Source organism: Bacterioplanes sanyensis (assembly GCF_002237535.1).
Lineage (GTDB): Bacteria > Pseudomonadota > Gammaproteobacteria > Pseudomonadales > Oceanobacteraceae > Bacterioplanes > Bacterioplanes sanyensis_A.
Genome location: NZ_CP022530.1, coordinates 1,420,553 through 1,437,543, shown reverse-complemented (window position 1 = coordinate 1,437,543; position 16,991 = coordinate 1,420,553). Strand labels below are relative to the sequence as shown.

Here is a 16,991-nt window from a genome sequence, read left to right as displayed (position 1 = left end):
TTCTCATGTATCCAAATTTTTAAAGAGCAATACAGGGCCGAGCCTTGTATTAAAAGCATTAAAGCAATTCGTGTGAGCACTTAGCTGAGATGACTAGAGCATCGTTTAAGGAGGTGATCCAGCCCCAGGTTCCCCTAGGGCTACCTTGTTACGACTTCACCCCAGTCATGAATCACTCCGTGGTAACCGCTCTCCCGAAGGTTAAGCTAGCTACTTCTGGAGCAACCCACTCCCATGGTGTGACGGGCGGTGTGTACAAGGCCCGGGAACGTATTCACCGTGACATTCTGATTCACGATTACTAGCGATTCCGACTTCATGGAGTCGAGTTGCAGACTCCAATCCGGACTACGACGTACTTTGTGAGATTAGCTTCACCTCGCGGCTTCGCAACCCTCTGTATACGCCATTGTAGCACGTGTGTAGCCCTACTCGTAAGGGCCATGATGACTTGACGTCGTCCCCGCCTTCCTCCGGTTTGTCACCGGCAGTCTCCTTAGAGTCCCCAACTAAATGATGGCAACTAAGGACAAGGGTTGCGCTCGTTACGGGACTTAACCCAACATTTCACAACACGAGCTGACGACAGCCATGCAGCACCTGTCACTGCGCTCCCGAAGGCACCAAGGTATCTCTACCAAGTTCGCAGGATGTCAAGAGTAGGTAAGGTTCTTCGCGTTGCTTCGAATTAAACCACATGCTCCACCGCTTGTGCGGGCCCCCGTCAATTCATTTGAGTTTTAACCTTGCGGCCGTACTCCCCAGGCGGTCTACTTATCGCGTTAGCTTCGTTACCAAAGGATCAAGTCCCCCGACAACTAGTAGACATCGTTTACGGCGTGGACTACCAGGGTATCTAATCCTGTTTGCTCCCCACGCTTTCGCACCTCAGTGTCAGTATCAGTCCAGGCAGTCGCCTTCGCCACTGATGTTCCTTCAGATCTCTACGCATTTCACCGCTACACCTGAAATTCCACTACCCTCTACTGTACTCTAGCCTGCCAGTTTTGAATGCAGTTCCCAGGTTGAGCCCGGGGCTTTCACATCCAACTTAACAAGCCACCTACGCGCGCTTTACGCCCAGTAATTCCGATTAACGCTTGCACCCTCCGTATTACCGCGGCTGCTGGCACGGAGTTAGCCGGTGCTTCTTCTGTCGGTAACGTCACACTTGAGGGGTATTAACCATCAAGCTTTCCTCCCGACTGAAAGTGCTTTACAACCCTAGAGCCTTCTTCACACACGCGGCATGGCTGGATCAGGCTTGCGCCCATTGTCCAATATTCCCCACTGCTGCCTCCCGTAGGAGTCTGGGCCGTGTCTCAGTCCCAGTGTGGCTGATCATCCTCTCAGACCAGCTACGGATCGTCGCCTTGGTAGGCCATTACCCCACCAACTAGCTAATCCGACGCAGGCACATCTGATAGCGCAAGGTCCGAAGATCCCCTGCTTTCCCCCGTAGGGCGTATGCGGTATTAGCAGTCGTTTCCAACTGTTGTCCCCCGCTACCAGGCAGTTTCCTACGCGTTACTCACCCGTCCGCCGCTCGTCAGCAGATAGCAAGCTATCTCTGTTACCGCTCGACTTGCATGTGTTAAGCCTGCCGCCAGCGTTCAATCTGAGCCATGATCAAACTCTTCAGTTTAAAAAGTTTCGATTGAAGGAATATTCAATCTAAATCTTGCTCAAGAATAAAACTGACTTAAATTCTTAAATGAATTTTCGACGAGTTCTTACTTGATAATGCTTTGTCTCCAGAGCATCTCAGCAAGCACCCACACGAATTACTTAATGCTGATTTTTAAAGAACGTTGCCAGATCTTTCCGATCAAAGCGAGCTGTGTATTCTACAGCGTTTTTTCTGCTTTGCAACCCTTGATTTCAAATATTTTCTAATGAAATCAATCAGTTACATAGCCGACCAAAGAGCTTTTTGAGCCATCCAATCTCGAATCAAGGCGGCGCATACTACGCTAATGAACTGAAAAGTCAACGCTTTGTTTCGATGTTTTTCAGTGCTTAGTGAGTTCGAACAGAGCTCTCTAAGTCATTGAAAAACTGGGGCTTCTTGCCCGCCTGCCGCGTCACAGCGATCAGGAGCGGCGCATTATAGGGAGTTGCTCAGCGCCGTCAACTGCTTTGTGAAAAGAATTTCACTCGGCAGACAACCTCTCCTTCGAAGCAGGTAGTAAAGACCAACGACGAAGCCCTAACAAGGCTAGCACCAAAATCGTATAAAAAACGGGTTCAAACCACGACGAACGAATCTGCAGTAGATAGTGCACCGCCATCAAAGCGGCGGCGGGATAGCTCCATTTATGCAGACTCTTCCAGCGCCGCTTTAGTCGGCGCTGCCATCCCTTCGTGGATGTCAGCGCCAACGGCAGCAGAATAAGCCATGACAGCATGCCAAAGGTTAGGTATGGACGCTCAATCAGTTCCTGCGAGATTTCCAGCCAACGCCACTCCAATAGCAGCGCACTGTAGGCCAATAGATGCAAGCTGGCATAAAAGAAGGTGAACAATCCCAGCATGCGCCGGTGCTGTAACAACCAGCGCCAACCTGTGTGTTTAGCCGCCGGGCTTACCGCCAGAGTCGCCAGCATCAGATTAAAAGCCCAAGTGCCAGTAAAGAAGACGATGGCACGCCCCGGCTCTGGCCCAAGTAGATTCCACTCGCCATGTTGGATACGAATCACCGCCTGTAGCAAATAAATCAGCGGCAACAGCGCCAGCACAAACACCGTCACACGACGCAAACTAACCGGCATTAGTAGTAGCGCTCCAAATCCATGTCTTTATAAAGATGCGCCACCTGCTGTTGGTAGCCATTGAACATTTGTGTCGGAATGCGATTGGGGCTAAACAGTGATGACGGTAGGCGACGCTCGCTGGCCTGACTCCAGCGCGGATGATCAACATTCGGATTTACGTTGGCGTAGAAGCCGTATTCATTCGGCGCCAATAGATTCCAAGTCGTGGCTGGCATGGTTTCGCTGAAGTGAATGCGGACAATCGACTTAATGCTTTTAAAGCCATACTTCCATGGCACCACTAGGCGAATCGGTGCACCATTTTGATTGGGCAGCATCTCGCCGTATAAGCCCACCGCCATCAGCGTCAGATCATTCATGGCTTCATCCATGCGCAACCCTTCTATATAGGGCCAGTCGATGGTGGAAAACACGGAGCGCTGACCCGGCATTTCTTTTGGCCGCTGTAAGGTTTCGAAGGCGACGTATTTCGCACGCGAGTTAGGCTGACATTGCTTAATCAGCTGCGCCAGCGGAAACCCAATCCAAGGAATGACCATCGACCAAGCTTCAACGCAGCGCAGTCGGTAAACCCTTTCCTCTAACTGCACCTTGGCCAGCAAATCTTCTAGAGCGAAGGTGCCGCTGTTCTCGCATTCCCCCGAAACCGTCACCGACCATGGGTCTGTTGTCAGTTTGTGGGCGTAGCGCGCCGGGTCGCTTTTATCCGTGCCAAACTCGTAGAAGTTGTTATAGCCGGTGACGTTATCGTAAGGCGTTAGGGCTTCTTTCGTCTCCCCCGTAAAGGGTTTGGCAGAACTGACTTGCTTTGCCAACCAAGCAGGAGAGCTCAGATCACGGCCATTGTCGGCGTCTATTACGGCTCGTACCGGACTGGCAGCAGCCAGCAAAGACAGCGCCCCGGCCTGCATAAAGTGCCGCCGCTTTAAATAAACCGAATGCGGAGTAATTTCAGAGGAAGGAGGCGTAGAAAAGCGATCTTTGCGGATTAACATAACGACTGCACCTAACAAACACAGGAATGTTAGACACAGTCGCTACAAATGATTCATTTCTTACGGCGGGCCTTAATAAATTGCCACCCCTCAAAGCCTGGGCCCGACAGTGCGTATGCCATAAAGGCGCCTAGCAGCACTTTGGCTGGGTCGATGGAGACGACAACAAACACCAGTACCACCGCCAGCAGGGCAACAAACGGCACTTTGCCTTTTAGATCCAGGCCTTTAAAGCTGTGATAGCGGAAGTTACTCACCATCAGCAAACCTGCTCCCGGAACAATCAGCGCCATCAACCAGGAAATGTCACTGCCAGGGGTGCCTGATTCGCTAAAGGCCCACACGGTGCCCGCAACAATCGCCGCTGCCGCCGGGCTGGCCAAACCAGTAAAGAAGTTTTTATCCGCCACCGCCAATTGGGTGTTAAAGCGTGCCAGCCGCAATGCCGCGCCCGCTACGTATACAAAAGCCGCGACCCAGCCAATCTTGCCGAGGTCCTGCAGTGCCCAACTAAAGGCCACTAATGCCGGTGCGACACCAAAGCTCACCATATCGGCCAGGCTGTCGTACTCGGCGCCAAAGTCGCTCTGGGTGTTGGTCATGCGTGCCACTCGACCATCGAAGCCGTCGAGAATCATGGAAATAAAGATGGCAATGGCGGCGTTTTCAAAGTCGCCGTTCATGCTGGCGACAACGGCATAAAAGCCGGAGAACAAAGCGCCAGTGGTAAATAAGTTGGGCAGCAAATAAATACCTTTCCGGCCAGGCCATTTAGCGGGCTTGGCCGCGGTGGCATCAGACTCTGGGCACTGATGTGAAGCTTCTTGCTCGGTGTGCTTTTCGTTATCCGTCATACGCTGTCTTATCGCTAATGGAACGCTCGCATTATGCGACATCAAAGCCGGGCTGTCTTCCATAGCGCCTGCAGCAAGGGTTGCTGCAACTGATCCGTTGGTGCGCACAAACCGACGGCAAAGGGCTCCAATTCAGGTTCCACCGTCAGCACCCGCACTCTGGACGCCATCGGGCTGTTGCGCAACACCAGCTCGGGCACCACGCCCACACCAACACCCAGTGCCACCATACTGACGATGGCCTCATTGCCTGCCACTTGTGCATATATATTGGGAGTGATGTTGCGCGCCGCAAACCAGCGGTCCACCCGTGTGCGCCCTAAGCCAGATTCAGACAGCACCATCGGAACTTGCGACCAATCAATGTCCGCTTGAGACAGTTGTGGCACGTTGACCAGACCGCGCGGAGCGATAAACAGCAACGGCGACGGCGCCATGGTTTTAAAACTCAAATCCTCTGGCAAAGCGTCTGGCCTAGCGGCAATGGCAACATCGGCGGCGCGGCGCTGCACACGGCTGATGGCATCGGCGGCGTCGCCGGTATGGATGCGCAACTCGACTTTAGGGTAGCGCTCACGAAAGCGCGCCAGCAGATCGACCAAAAAACTGTAACTGGCGGTCACGGTGCAGAACAGCGTCAACGTACCACTCAAGTCACTGGCCTGAGTGGAGACGGCCGAGCGCAACTGTTGCCAGTCGGACAAGGTTTGCTCGGCATGCTGGCGAAACAGCGCACCGGCATGAGTCAGCTGCAGTGGATTGGCGTCACGGTCGATCAGCCGAGCACCGGCTTCTTCTTCCATGCGCGCCAAGCGCCGACTCAAGGTTGATGCACTCATATGCAGTTGCTGAGCGGCACGGCCAAGGTGGAAATGATGACAAATGGCGGCGAAGGCCTGCAGGTCTTTGTAGTCCATGTCGATCTCTTAAGGCTCGTTGCAAAAAACGCAACAGGTCGTGGCAATAATAGCATTTTACGCAATGTCGGCTTTGGCCTACCATGGCTATCGACTTATTTATGAATCCCACGAAGACCCCAGGCAACAACACAGCATCGGGTCTTCGTTATACACGCACGAGGAATGGCTGTTATGGGTAACAACTACTTCAATACGCTCAACTTGCGTGAGCAACTCGATCAACTCGGCCGCTGCCGTTTTATGAACCGTGATGAGTTCACCAGCGGTTGTGACTTTCTGAAAGGCAAAAAAGTGGTGATCGTCGGTTGTGGCGCCCAAGGCCTGAACCAAGGCATGAACATGCGCGATTCTGGCTTGGATGTCTCCTACGCCCTGCGCGAGTCGGCCATCACTGAGAAGCGCCAGTCTTGGAAAAACGCCACCGACAACGGTTTCACCGTGGGCACTTACGAAGAGCTGATCCCAACCGCGGATGTCGTTTGTAACCTGACGCCAGACAAGCAACACACCAGCGTGGTATCGGCCATCATGCCGCTGATGAAAGACGGCGCCTGCCTGGGTTACTCCCATGGTTTCAACATTGTTGAAGAAGGCATGCAAGTACGTGACGACCTGACCGTCGTAATGGTTGCGCCTAAGTGCCCAGGTTCTGAAGTGCGTGAAGAATACAAGCGCGGCTTCGGTGTTCCGACACTGATTGCCGTGCATCCAGAAAATGACCCGAAAGGCGAAGGCATGGACATTGCCAAGGCGTGGGCATCGGCCACCGGTGGTGATCGTGCGGGCGTACTGGAGTCATCCTTTGTTGCCGAAGTGAAGTCGGACCTGATGGGCGAGCAAACCATTCTGTGCGGCATGCTGCAGACCGGTGCGATTTTGGGCTTCGAGAAAATGATCGAAGACGGTATGGATGAAGGCTATGCCGCCAAGCTGATCCAGTACGGCTGGGAAACCGTTACCGAAGCGCTGAAGCACGGCGGTATCACCAACATGATGGATCGCCTGTCGAACCCAGCCAAAATCGTTGCTTTCGATATGGCCGAAGAGCTGAAAGTGCTGATGCGTCCGCTATTTCGTAAGCATCAAGACGACATCATGACGGGCGAGTTCTCGCGCACCATGATGGAAGACTGGGCAAACGGCGATGCTAACTTGCTGAAATGGCGTGCTGAAACCGCTGAAACCGGTTTTGAAAAAGCACCAGCGTCTGATGTTGAAATCGACGAGCAAGAGTACTTCGACCACGGCATCATGCTGGTGGCCATGATCAAAGCGGGCGTTGAGCTGGCGTTCGAAACCATGGTGGAGTCTGGCATTGTGGAAGAGTCGGCGTACTACGAGTCGCTGCATGAAACACCGCTGATCGCCAACACCATTGCGCGTAAGAAGCTGTATGAAATGAACGTCGTCATCTCTGACACGGCAGAATACGGCTGCTACCTGTTTGCTCACGCCGCGGTGCCTCTGCTGCGCGACAAGTTCATGCCACATTTCAGCACCGACGTCATTGGCAAAGGCCTGAACGTAACGTCTAACTCGGTCGACAACCAACATCTGATTGAAGTGAACGAGGCGATCCGCAACCACCCAGTAGAGTGGATTGGTCAGGAACTGCGCGGTTACATGACCGACATGAAGCGTATTGTTGAAGCATAACGCTCGCTGTTTATACCTATAAACCTTGCTCGCAAGAGCAGTAGTTGCCCCCTTACCTGCAACTTTTTCATAACCGGCCGTTGGCCGGTTTTTTTGTACTAGGCTTTTTTACAACCAGTTGATGGGTGTACGCCTATGCATCGATGGCTGCTAATTATCCCCTTGCTCTGTTTGTTTACCAGTCTCAGCCGCGCCGAGGTGGTGTCCGTCGCGTCCGGCGAGTGGCCGCCTTATGTATCCGAACAATTAGAACATGGCGGCGTTATCAGCCATCTGATTAGCGCTGCCTTTGCCGCCGTCGATATCGACGTTGAGTACCATTATTACCCTTGGAATCGCAGCCTCAATTTGGTGCGCGCCGGCGCCCACGATGCCACCCCAGTTTGGTCCTGGACCGAGCAGCGCGAGCAGCAGTTCTTGTTTAGCCACAGCCCCATAGGCATCGAACAAAGCGTGTTCTTCTTTCGCAAATCACACCCAGTCACCTGGCAGCAAATTTGGTCGCCTCAACCGGGGGAAGTGATTCGCATCGGTGCCACACTGGGTTATTCCTACGGCCCAGAGTTTCAGGAACATGTTCAAGATGAGCACTTTCGCTTACGCCGCAGCCACAGCGATACCGAGGGGTTACGCTTGCTGTTGGATGGCCATATCGACGCTTTCCCCATTAGCCGACAGGTCAGTGAACAATTATTAGCGCTGCACTTCACTGCCTCCGAGCGCAATCGTTTGGCCACCGTGGCCCGCCCCCTGCGAGAAATAGACCTGCATCTGTTGTTCTCACGCGCCACACAAAACGGTGAACAATTGCGTGAAAAGTTTGAAGCTGGGCTGCGTATTATTGAGGCCAACGGCACCCGTGCTGCCATTGTTGAACAACACCAATTCGATCCGCTGATCAGCACGCCTTAGCGGCGTGTCTGATGTGACACCTTCCCTGGGCGACACAGCCAATGGTCTGACCCTGCGAGCTTGACACACTCTGCGCTACTGCCCTGCTACATCTCCCCAATGGGCCTTTATCAACACCAGTAAGAGTGTCTCACCATGATCCAATACAAAGCGCCAATAAAAGATATTCAGTTCTTAATGAACGACGTCTTTGATTTTCAACAGCATTACCAGCAGATTCCCGGCGGCGAAGAAGCCACCCCCGACATGGTCGACGCTATCCTGGGCGAAGCAGCTCGTTTTAGCGAAGAAGTGTTATCGCCGTTGTATCAAACCGGCGACGACGGCTGTGTATTTAATGACGGCGACGTCACCACGCCAAAAGGATTTCGCGAAGCCTATGGCCAATATGTAGAAGGCGGCTGGCAAGGCATGTCGGCACCGGTGGAATACGGCGGCCAGGGCCTGCCATTGTCGTTAGGGGTGATCAAATCGGAAATGATCGGCACCGCCAACTGGGTGTGGGGTATGTACCCAGGCCTGTCACTCGGTGCCATGAACACCATTTATATGCACGGTAGCGAAGAGCAAAAGCAAACCTATTTGGTGCCGCTAACCGAAGGCCGTTGGACTGGCACCATGTGTTTGACCGAGCCGCAATGCGGCACTGACTTAGGCCAGGTTAAAACCAAAGCCGTGCCCAATGGCGATGGCAGCTACGCCATTAGCGGCACCAAGATTTTTATTTCTTCGGGCGAGCACGATTTAACCGAGCAAATTGTGCACATCGTGCTGGCACGCCTACCGGATGCGCCCAAAGGCACCAAAGGTATTTCGCTGTTTATTGTGCCCAAATTCAATGTCAACCAAGACGGCTCATTGGGCGATCGCAACCCCGTGGTGTGCGGCTCGATTGAAGAAAAAATGGGCATTCATGGTTCATCGACCTGTATGATGAACTTCGACGGCGCCAAAGGGTTTTTAATCGGGCCAAAAAATAAAGGCCTGATGTGCATGTTTACCTTTATGAACACCGCCCGTATTGGCACCTCGATTCAAGGCGTCGGCGCAGCGGAGTTGTCATTTCAGGGTGCCCTGCCCTACGCGCGTGAGCGCCGTTCAATGCGCTCGCTCAGTGGCACCAAGCAGCCGGAGAAAATTGCCGATGCTTTAATTGTGCACCCGGATGTGCGTCGCATGCTTTTAACGCAAAAAGCCATTGCCGAAGGTGGCCGCGCCATGCTCTATTACGCTGCTCAACTGGCCGATCACATGATGGCTGCTCACAGCCGTGACGATCAGGCCGAGTACGATCGCATTGACGACAAGCTGGGTTTTTTAACCCCGGTGCTAAAGGCGTTTTTAACCGAGCTGGGTTATGAAGCGGCCAACCAAGGTGTGCAGGTGTACGGTGGCCATGGCTTCATTAAAGAATGGGGCATGGAGCAAATCATTCGCGATACCCAGATCGCCAAACTGTACGAAGGCACCACCGGCGTGCAAGCGTTGGATTTATTGGGGCGCAAAGTGTTGCTGGGCAAACTCAAGTCGTTTAACGAATTCCATACGGTGGTGAAAGACTTCATCAAACAACACCAAAACCGCAGCGACATGAAGCCGATGATCAAACAGCTAAAACGCTATTTACTGCGCTGGCGTCTGGGTACGTTGCGCATTGCCTTTATGGCACGCAAAGATCGCGACATGGTCGGTGCTGCGTCTGTCGATTATTTGATGTTTTCAGGTTATGTGATGATGGCGTATTTCTGGGCACGCATGGCCGATAGCGCTTACAGTGCCATAAGCCGCGACCCTAGCCAGGCAGACTTTTATCGCGCCAAAATACATACTGCGGAGTTTTATTTTGATCGCATGCTGCCACGCGCCAAAGGTCACGCCAAAATGATGGTGAAACCAGCCCGTACCTTAATGCAAATGAGCGAAGATCACTTCAGCTTTTAACCACGCAATACGGCGTTAACCGGTGGCACCAAAGGTTAACGCCCTGCCAATGGCGACGCCATCTGCTCCGCCTGTGGCGTGGCTGGGCCGTGCCAGCGACGCAAAAAGGCCAGCTCACTGGCATAAGCAGGTGCAGGTTCAGCCGGGTTGTCTGGCGGTTTGGACAATTGCGTGGCGGCGGTAAATTGCGCTGTACCCGCAGGGATTTGCAACGCGTTTAAGCAATGACTTTGGTAGCGCGGCGAGTCGACCCGATCCACCACCCACCACTCGGCTTGCAAGCGTTGTGGGGTCACATCCAGCAAAACGTAGCCGCGATGGTAAAAATCGACAAACTGCAAATGAGGTAATAATGCCTGCAACGACGAAGCGGCCAGGGCGGCGCGCGTGCGATGCTCAATGCCAGGCGACGACACCGCCGGCGTCACCAACTCAACGGCCAATGCCTGGCTGTTGTCCATAAACGGATCACGATGCAGTTCTAACGCCCAACTGGAATGAATATCGCCAGTCAGCACCACCACATTATCAATGTCTTGTTGCTCAATCAGATCAAACAGTCGGCTTCGCGCCGCCGGATAACCATCCCATTGGTCGTAATTAAACGGCCGGTTATTGGTACCCAGCTGCGCCATCATTACTTGCTGCCCTAACAGTTTCCAGTGCACGCCCTGCTGTTGAGCACTGTGTAGGTTATTACTGAGCCACTGCTCTTGCTCGTAACCCAGCAAGGTGCGCTGTGGGTGGTCGCGCTCTAATTTGTCAGTGGCTGGTTGATCCCGACCGGCCAGGCGCGTATCCAACATGTTTAAATCCACCAAATCGCCAAAACGAAAATGGCGATACAGCCCTTGCTCCGGCGTCGACGTTTCTCGCACCGGCATCCACTCCAAGTACGCCTGCACCGCGGCCGACAATCGCTCGCCCCAATCGCCTTGATCACGGCTGTGGCTGGCAGCGCCGCCGCGCCAAGCGTTATTGGCCACTTCGTGATCGTCCCAAATTAACAACCATGGATGCTGGCGATGCGCTTGCTGTAAATCCGCATCACTTTTATAACAAGCGTGGCGCTGACGATAATCCTGCAAAGTGACGGCTTCGTGCGGCGGGCAATGAATGCGTCCGGTGGTTAAGCTGGCGTCCAGATTATCGTATTCATAGATGTAATCGCCTAAGTGCAAGACCGCATCCAAGTCCGTACGCGCTGCCAGTTCGCGATACACATTAAAATAACCGTGCGCGAAATTTGAACACGAGGTAAACGCCAAACGCAGCTGTCGAACAGAGCCCACGGGCAATGTACGCGTGCGCCCGATATCCGACTGCTGCCCTTGCGCGGCAAAAAAGTAATAGTAGGTTTGCCCTGCTTGCAAACCATCGACGTCCAGCTTGACGGTAAAATCACGCTGTTGATAGGTCACGCCATAGCCTTGCTGCAGTACATGTTGGCATTGTGGATCGCGGCACAGATACCACTGATAAGCCACACGGTCGCGGCCATCCAAAGGTGTGACCCGCGTCCACAAAATTACCCGATCGCTGAGTGGGTCACCGCTGGCAACACCATGTTGAAAAGCCCATTGCCGCTGCTGACGTTCAGCCAATGCAGGCAAAGTGGCTGGCAAGACGGCGGGAACAACCGCAGCACTGGCGGTATCAAGCAGAAAATCGCGTCGGGTCAGAGGCATGGCCATCGTCACTCGCTCAAGCACTAGCGCCATTTAGGCCAACGCCAGTGACAGGCCGATTGCAGCGCCATGACAGTTTGATGGCAATGCTTGAATGGCTGGCCGCGCCGCGCTCCTCTATAATCTCCGAGTCTTTAAATCATGGTAAGTCAGATTATGTCCTGCGCGATTGCTCATCAAAGCGGCGGCACACCGCTCAATATTTTCGAACCACAGCAATACGATCATTGGTTGTCGGAGCAACCCGATACCACTCGCCAATGGCTGCAAGCCAGCGGTTTTGAAGGCAAAGGGGTGGCTTTAGTACCGGGCAATAATGGTGAGCTGGGGCATGCCATTGCCGTTGTTTCCGACCTAACCGATATGTTTGCTTGCGGTGACTTGGCCCAGCAACTGCCGGTTGGTGAGTATCATATTGATAACATTCGCGATCCGGATCGTTTGGTCGCCATCGCTTTTGGCTGGGGCTGCGGCGCCTACCGTTACGAGCGATATCGCAAAAGCGACAGCAAGTTTGCGCAATTAAATCTCGACGACGCCGATGTCGTGCGCGAAGCCAATGACCTGATCGATGCCGTTGGCCTGACTCGCGATCTGATCAACACCCCAGCCTCAGACATGATGCCGGAAGACCTAGCAACGGTCACCCAGCACTTGGCCGAGCGTTACAACGCTGTATTTCGCCAGTGGACGGGGGAAGATCTGAAGCAAGACAACTTCCCGATGATTCATGCCGTGGGCCGCGCCAGTGACCACGACCCGCGTTTGTTGCAACTGACCTGGGGTAATCCAGAGCACCCGAAAGTCACCTTGGTGGGCAAAGGCGTCTGTTTTGACAGCGGTGGTCTGAACCTAAAACCAGGCAATGCCATGCGACTGATGAAAAAAGACATGGGCGGCGCCGCGCAGGTGTTGGGCTTGGCGCAATTAATTATGGCGCGCCATTTACCGGTGCGTTTGCGGGTATTAATTCCCGCGGTGGAAAATGCCGTTAGCGGTAATGCCTTCCGCCCGGGTGATGTTATCAATACTCGCCAAGGGCTGACGGTTGAAATTGACAACACCGACGCCGAAGGTCGTTTGGTATTGTGTGATGCCTTGACCGAAGCGGCCGCCGAGACGCCCGATTTAATCATCGACTTTGCAACATTAACCGGCGCATGCCGGGTGGCTCTGGGTACCGAATTGCCGGGCTTCTTCACCAACCAACTGTCTTTGGCGGGTGATTTGATGCAAAGCGGTGAGCGTGTAACCGACCCGGTGTGGTCGATGCCGCTGCACCAACCGTACAAAGAATTTATGAAAAGCGATGTCGCGGATTTAGTGAACTGTGCCAGCACGCCGTTTGGTGGTGCCATCACGGCGGCGTTATATCTGCAACATTTTGTCGCCGATGTGCCGTGGGTACATTTTGACGTCATGGCCTGGAACAACCGTAAATTGCCGGGCCGTCCGGTAGGTGGCGAAGCGATGGGCATTCGTGCCGTATTTGAATACCTGCACAACCGCTTCCAGGACTGATCGCTTGCTCGACGACCTGACTACCCAACAGGTGCTGTATTGGTCCACCATGTTGGCGGCAATTTTCTCTGGCTCGGCCGCTGTGCTGGATGCCAGAGGAAAGCAGGTCGATTTATTTGGTATTTTAATCATCGCTTTTTGTGCCGCCCTTGGCGGCGGCACATTACGGGACGTGTTGCTCGACCGCCCGGTATTCTGGATCGTTGATCATTATTATTTGATCATGGCTTGGCTCGGGGCCATCGCGACGTTTTACTTGGCGCGCTGGGTCAGCTTGTCGCCGCGCTGGTATGTGGTACCCGATGCTGCAGCGCTGGCGTTGTATGCCGTTGCCGGTACGCAAGCGGCACTCACCGTTGGCGTCAGCTGGTTGGTGGCGTCCTTCATGGGCATGCTCACCGCCGTGGCGGGCGGTATTTTGCGCGATATTTTATGCAACGATGAACCCATGGTGTTTCGCGGTGAGCTGTATGCCACCGCAGCCTGGTGTGGCTCGCTGCTGATGATTTTTTTATTGGAGCTTGGCCTTAGCATTGGCATCGCCTCCACCGCAACGGTGGTGCTGATTTTCGCCATGCGCCTTAGCGCCATTCGTTGGAAGTTGGTATTGCCGAGTAATCGGCAAAAATAATCTCACCGACCCTCATACTATTGATTGCTACCCTCGCAACCGCCTTTCAGCGGCTGGGCTAATCCACTAATAATCGGGCAATCTGGGCGCTCATCACCGTGACAGTTGTCTGCCAAATGAGTGAGCACCCGGCTCATTTCCTGCAATTGTTGCGCTTTGCGCTCTAGCTCGGCCACGTGCTGCAAGGCAATGCGTTTCACATCGGCACTGGCTCTGCTTTGATCACGCCACAGTGCCAGCAAATCGTGCATTTGCTCGACCGAAAAGCCCAAATCTCGGGCGCGGCGAATAAAGCGCAAGGTGTCAATGTCGCGCTGACCATAGTTGCGATAACCCGCCTGCGTGCGCTCGGCTGCAGCAATAAGCCCGGTGGATTCGTAATAGCGAATCATTTTTGCCGAGACGCCTGAGGCCTCGGCGGCTTTGCCAATATTCATCGCTCAAGCTCCGGTATAAGCGGCCTTAGTATGAGGGTGTGGGGCCTTAAAGCGTCGCAAGCGCAGCGCGTTGGTCAGTACAAACACCGATGACAGCGCCATGGCTGCGGCAGCAAATACTGGCGACAACAACATGCCCAAGGCTGGATACAACACCCCGGCTGCAACCGGTATCAGCGCCGTATTGTAGGCAAAAGCCCAAAATAAGTTTTGCTTGATATTGCGCAGCGTATGTTGCGACAAAGCGATGGCATTGGCGACGCCCTGCAAACTGCCCGACATCAGCACCACATCCGCCGCTTCGATGGCAATGTCGGTGCCCGTGCCAATGGCAATGCCGACCTCAGCTTGCGCCAACGCTGGGGCATCGTTAATGCCATCGCCAACAAACGCCAGCTGACCGTAGCGCGATTTGAGTTGTTGCACCGCATCGACTTTGCCCTGCGGCAACACCTCAGCCACCACTTCGTCGATGCCTAAGTGGCGAGCAATGGCATCGGCTGTGCGCTGATTATCGCCAGTGATCATGACCACCTTCAGCCCCAACTGATGCAGTGCCTGAATAGCAGCCGGGGTATCTTCCTTGATCGGATCCGCCACCGCGATTGCAGCGGCCAACTTGCCATCGATCGCGGCGTATAGCGGCGATTTGCCCTCATCGGCCAAACGCGCCGCGGTCTGCGCAAATTCACTCACCTCAAGACCCAGTTGCTGCATGTAGCGATCGGCTCCGATGTGAACATCGTGCTCACTGACGCGCGCTCTAATGCCGAGGCCAGTGACGGATTCGAACTGGCTAACGGCTGCTAACTTAAGCCCTTCTTTCTCGGCTTGCTCGACCATCGCCCGAGCAATCGGGTGCTCGGAACGAGACTCCGCCGCCGCGACTAAGGCCAAAACCGTGTCACGATCAAAGCCTGAGGCCACCTGCAAATCGGTTAAGGCTGGCTGCCCGGCCGTTAAGGTACCGGTTTTATCCAGCGCCACGACTTGCGCATCTTTTAACAGTTGCAGTGCTTCGCCCTTGCGAAACAGGATACCCATTTCCGCTCCACGGCCCGTACCCACCATAATCGACGTTGGCGTCGCTAGGCCCATGGCACACGGGCAAGCAATGATCAGCACCGCCACCGCATTGACCAAGGCAAAACTCAGCGCCGGCGTCGGTCCTGCCCAGAGCCAAATGGCAAAGGTGATCGCTGCTGCCGCCATCACAGCCGGCACAAACCACAGCGTGACTTTATCGACCAGGGTCTGAATCGGCAGCTTTGAGCTCTGCGCTTGCTCCACCATGCGAATAATTTGCGCCAGCACGGTGTCACCACCTACCGCCGTGGCGCGCAGTGTTAACGTGCCCTGTTGATTGATGGTGCCAGCTACCAGCTCATCGCCTTCTTGTTTGGCAACGGGAACCGGCTCGCCACTAATCATGGATTCATCCACATAGCTGCTGCCTTCCAACACCTCGCCATCGACCGGCAAGCGCTCACCCGGGCGCACCTCCAACACATCACCCAGTGCAACCTCGGCGATGGCGACTTCAATCACCTCGCCATCGCGTCTGACACGGGCCGTTCTGGGCTGCAAACCCACCAAGCGCTGAATGGCTTGGGAGGTTCGACCTTTGGCGCGCGCTTCCAATAAGCGCCCCAGCAAAATCAGCGTGACGATCACCGCCGCGGCTTCAAAATACACATTGGCGGTACCTTGGGGTAACAGCTCAGCAAAAAAAGTCGCGACCACGGAGTAGCCCCAAGCAGCGGACGTTCCCAGCACCACCAACGAGTTCATATCCGGTGCGCCGCGCAACAACGCCGGAATGCCGTGGCGAAAGAAGCGCAAACCCGGACCAAACAGCACCAAGCTGGCTAGTGCACACTGCAACAGCCAACTGGTTTGAATACCAATGGTATTGGCGACCCAATGATGCACTGCAGGAATAAAGTGCCCGCCCATTTCCAACATAAATAGTGGCAAGGTCAGAACAAAGGCAATGCTGAAATCGCGTCGCAGTGCCGTGTATTCCGCTTGCTTGCGCGCATTGGCTTGCTCATTTTGACCGGTTTGGTCCGTATCATTGCTGGGCTGATTTGCTCGATAATCGCTGGCTTGATAACCGCTGGCTTGAACGGCATCCAGCAGTGCTTGCAGTTCAACATTGCCCTTAACCGTGGCGCGCTCGGTGGCTAAGTTAACGCTCACTTCCGTCACACCGTTAACCGCTTGCAAGGCGCGTTCGACCCGGCCCACGCAGGAGGCACAGTTCATGCTTTCGATACTAAGCTCGGTTACCTGCTGTGGCACTTGGTAACCGGCACGATGAATGGCATCAATCAAGGGCTGCGGATCGACATTATGGCTGCGAATCTCTGCGCGCTCCGTCGCTAAATTGACCACAACCTGCTCAACACCATCGACTTTATTCAACGCGGCTTCTACCCGACCAACGCAGGAGGCGCAGTTCATGCCTTCAATTGGCAAGCTAATGCCTATGGTCGCGTGGCTCGTTGTGGTCATGATTCACCTCATTCCAAGTATTCATTCGATACTGACTCAAGATAAACCTTCCCAAGGTGGGAAGGTCAAGCAAGCATGCTCATGACGAAGAGTATGCGGCTTCTAACGCATGCGTTATGGCAGCTTCAATTGCGAATAGGGCTTT

At 54.2% G+C, this 16,991-nt stretch carries 12 protein-coding genes and 1 rRNA gene; 5 read left to right on the top strand and 8 right to left on the bottom strand.

The features are described from left to right. Positions 1-106: 106 nt before the first annotated feature. The 5 genes from CHH28_RS06810 to ilvY form a co-directional block, all read right to left on the bottom strand. Positions 107-1,645: ribosomal RNA gene (locus tag CHH28_RS06810) — 16S ribosomal RNA — on the bottom strand. A 508-nt stretch (positions 1,646-2,153) separates the two neighbouring features. After that, positions 2,154-2,771, bottom strand: coding sequence for a sulfite oxidase heme-binding subunit YedZ (locus CHH28_RS06805; protein ID WP_094059599.1), 618 nt, complete (start codon positions 2,769-2,771; stop codon positions 2,154-2,156). After that, complete coding sequence (gene msrP, locus CHH28_RS06800) at positions 2,771-3,769, bottom strand: protein-methionine-sulfoxide reductase catalytic subunit MsrP (RefSeq protein ID WP_094059598.1); 999 nt, start codon at positions 3,767-3,769, stop codon at positions 2,771-2,773. The genes CHH28_RS06805 and msrP overlap by 1 nt, the downstream gene beginning before the upstream one ends. Before the next feature lie 53 nt (positions 3,770-3,822). Continuing rightward, a complete protein-coding gene (gene pssA / locus CHH28_RS06795; RefSeq protein WP_094062005.1) occupies positions 3,823-4,623 on the bottom strand; it encodes a CDP-diacylglycerol--serine O-phosphatidyltransferase in 801 nt (266 codons plus the stop codon). Positions 4,624-4,664: 41 nt separating this feature from the next. Further along, positions 4,665-5,540: an HTH-type transcriptional activator IlvY gene (gene ilvY / locus CHH28_RS06790; protein WP_094059597.1), complete on the bottom strand. Its 876-nt coding sequence runs from the start codon at positions 5,538-5,540 to the stop codon at positions 4,665-4,667. Between the two features lie 174 nt (positions 5,541-5,714). On the opposite strand from ilvY, the gene ilvC reads away from it, so the two are divergent. From ilvC to CHH28_RS06775, 3 genes are all read left to right on the top strand, one after another. Continuing rightward, entirely contained in the window at positions 5,715-7,199 is a 1,485-nt protein-coding gene (gene ilvC / locus CHH28_RS06785; RefSeq protein ID WP_094059596.1) for a ketol-acid reductoisomerase, read from the top strand. A 135-nt stretch (positions 7,200-7,334) separates the two neighbouring features. Beyond that, the gene (locus tag CHH28_RS06780) at positions 7,335-8,111 is read left to right on the top strand and encodes a substrate-binding periplasmic protein (protein WP_094059595.1); all 777 of its coding nucleotides are present in this window, start codon (positions 7,335-7,337) and stop codon (positions 8,109-8,111) included. A gap of 135 nt (positions 8,112-8,246) precedes the next feature. Then, positions 8,247-10,052: an acyl-CoA dehydrogenase C-terminal domain-containing protein gene (locus tag CHH28_RS06775; RefSeq protein WP_094059594.1), complete on the top strand. Its 1,806-nt coding sequence runs from the start codon at positions 8,247-8,249 to the stop codon at positions 10,050-10,052. 35 nt (positions 10,053-10,087) lie between these two features. Here CHH28_RS06775 and CHH28_RS06770 read toward each other — a convergent pair whose 3' ends face one another. Further along, positions 10,088-11,740, bottom strand: a complete 1,653-nt coding sequence (locus tag CHH28_RS06770) for an alkaline phosphatase D family protein (protein WP_199244023.1) — start codon at positions 11,738-11,740, stop codon at positions 10,088-10,090. Between the two features lie 141 nt (positions 11,741-11,881). On the opposite strand from CHH28_RS06770, the gene CHH28_RS06765 reads away from it, so the two are divergent. Both CHH28_RS06765 and CHH28_RS06760 read left to right on the top strand, forming a co-directional pair. Further along, positions 11,882-13,261, top strand: a complete 1,380-nt coding sequence (locus tag CHH28_RS06765) for a leucyl aminopeptidase family protein (RefSeq protein WP_199244022.1) — start codon at positions 11,882-11,884, stop codon at positions 13,259-13,261. A gap of 4 nt (positions 13,262-13,265) precedes the next feature. Then, positions 13,266-13,892 (top strand): trimeric intracellular cation channel family protein, encoded by a 627-nt coding sequence (locus tag CHH28_RS06760; RefSeq protein ID WP_199244021.1) that lies wholly within the window; start codon positions 13,266-13,268, stop codon positions 13,890-13,892. A gap of 17 nt (positions 13,893-13,909) precedes the next feature. Here CHH28_RS06760 and cueR read toward each other — a convergent pair whose 3' ends face one another. Both cueR and CHH28_RS06750 read right to left on the bottom strand, forming a co-directional pair. Further along, a complete protein-coding gene (cueR, locus tag CHH28_RS06755; RefSeq protein ID WP_094059591.1) occupies positions 13,910-14,329 on the bottom strand; it encodes a Cu(I)-responsive transcriptional regulator in 420 nt (139 codons plus the stop codon). Positions 14,330-14,332: 3 nt separating this feature from the next. Then, positions 14,333-16,846, bottom strand: a complete 2,514-nt coding sequence (locus CHH28_RS06750) for a heavy metal translocating P-type ATPase (protein WP_094059590.1) — start codon at positions 16,844-16,846, stop codon at positions 14,333-14,335. Positions 16,847-16,991 lie beyond the last annotated feature (145 nt).

Bases quoted from the DNA above. Each gene is read 5' to 3' on its own strand.
- CHH28_RS06805 (WP_094059599.1), bottom strand. From the start codon at position 2,771: ATGCCGGTTAGTTTGCGTCGTGTGACGGTGTTTGTGCTGGCGCTGTTG.
- msrP (WP_094059598.1), bottom strand. From the start codon at position 3,769: ATGTTAATCCGCAAAGATCGCTTTTCTACGCCTCCTTCCTCTGAAATT.
- pssA (WP_094062005.1), bottom strand. From the start codon at position 4,623: ATGACGGATAACGAAAAGCACACCGAGCAAGAAGCTTCACATCAGTGC.
- ilvY (WP_094059597.1), bottom strand. From the start codon at position 5,540: ATGGACTACAAAGACCTGCAGGCCTTCGCCGCCATTTGTCATCATTTC.
- ilvC (WP_094059596.1), top strand. From the start codon at position 5,715: ATGGGTAACAACTACTTCAATACGCTCAACTTGCGTGAGCAACTCGAT.
- CHH28_RS06780 (WP_094059595.1), top strand. From the start codon at position 7,335: ATGCATCGATGGCTGCTAATTATCCCCTTGCTCTGTTTGTTTACCAGT.
- CHH28_RS06775 (WP_094059594.1), top strand. From the start codon at position 8,247: ATGATCCAATACAAAGCGCCAATAAAAGATATTCAGTTCTTAATGAAC.
- CHH28_RS06770 (WP_199244023.1), bottom strand. From the start codon at position 11,740: ATGCCTCTGACCCGACGCGATTTTCTGCTTGATACCGCCAGTGCTGCG.
- CHH28_RS06765 (WP_199244022.1), top strand. From the start codon at position 11,882: ATGGTAAGTCAGATTATGTCCTGCGCGATTGCTCATCAAAGCGGCGGC.
- cueR (WP_094059591.1), bottom strand. From the start codon at position 14,329: ATGAATATTGGCAAAGCCGCCGAGGCCTCAGGCGTCTCGGCAAAAATG.
- CHH28_RS06750 (WP_094059590.1), bottom strand. From the start codon at position 16,846: ATGACCACAACGAGCCACGCGACCATAGGCATTAGCTTGCCAATTGAA.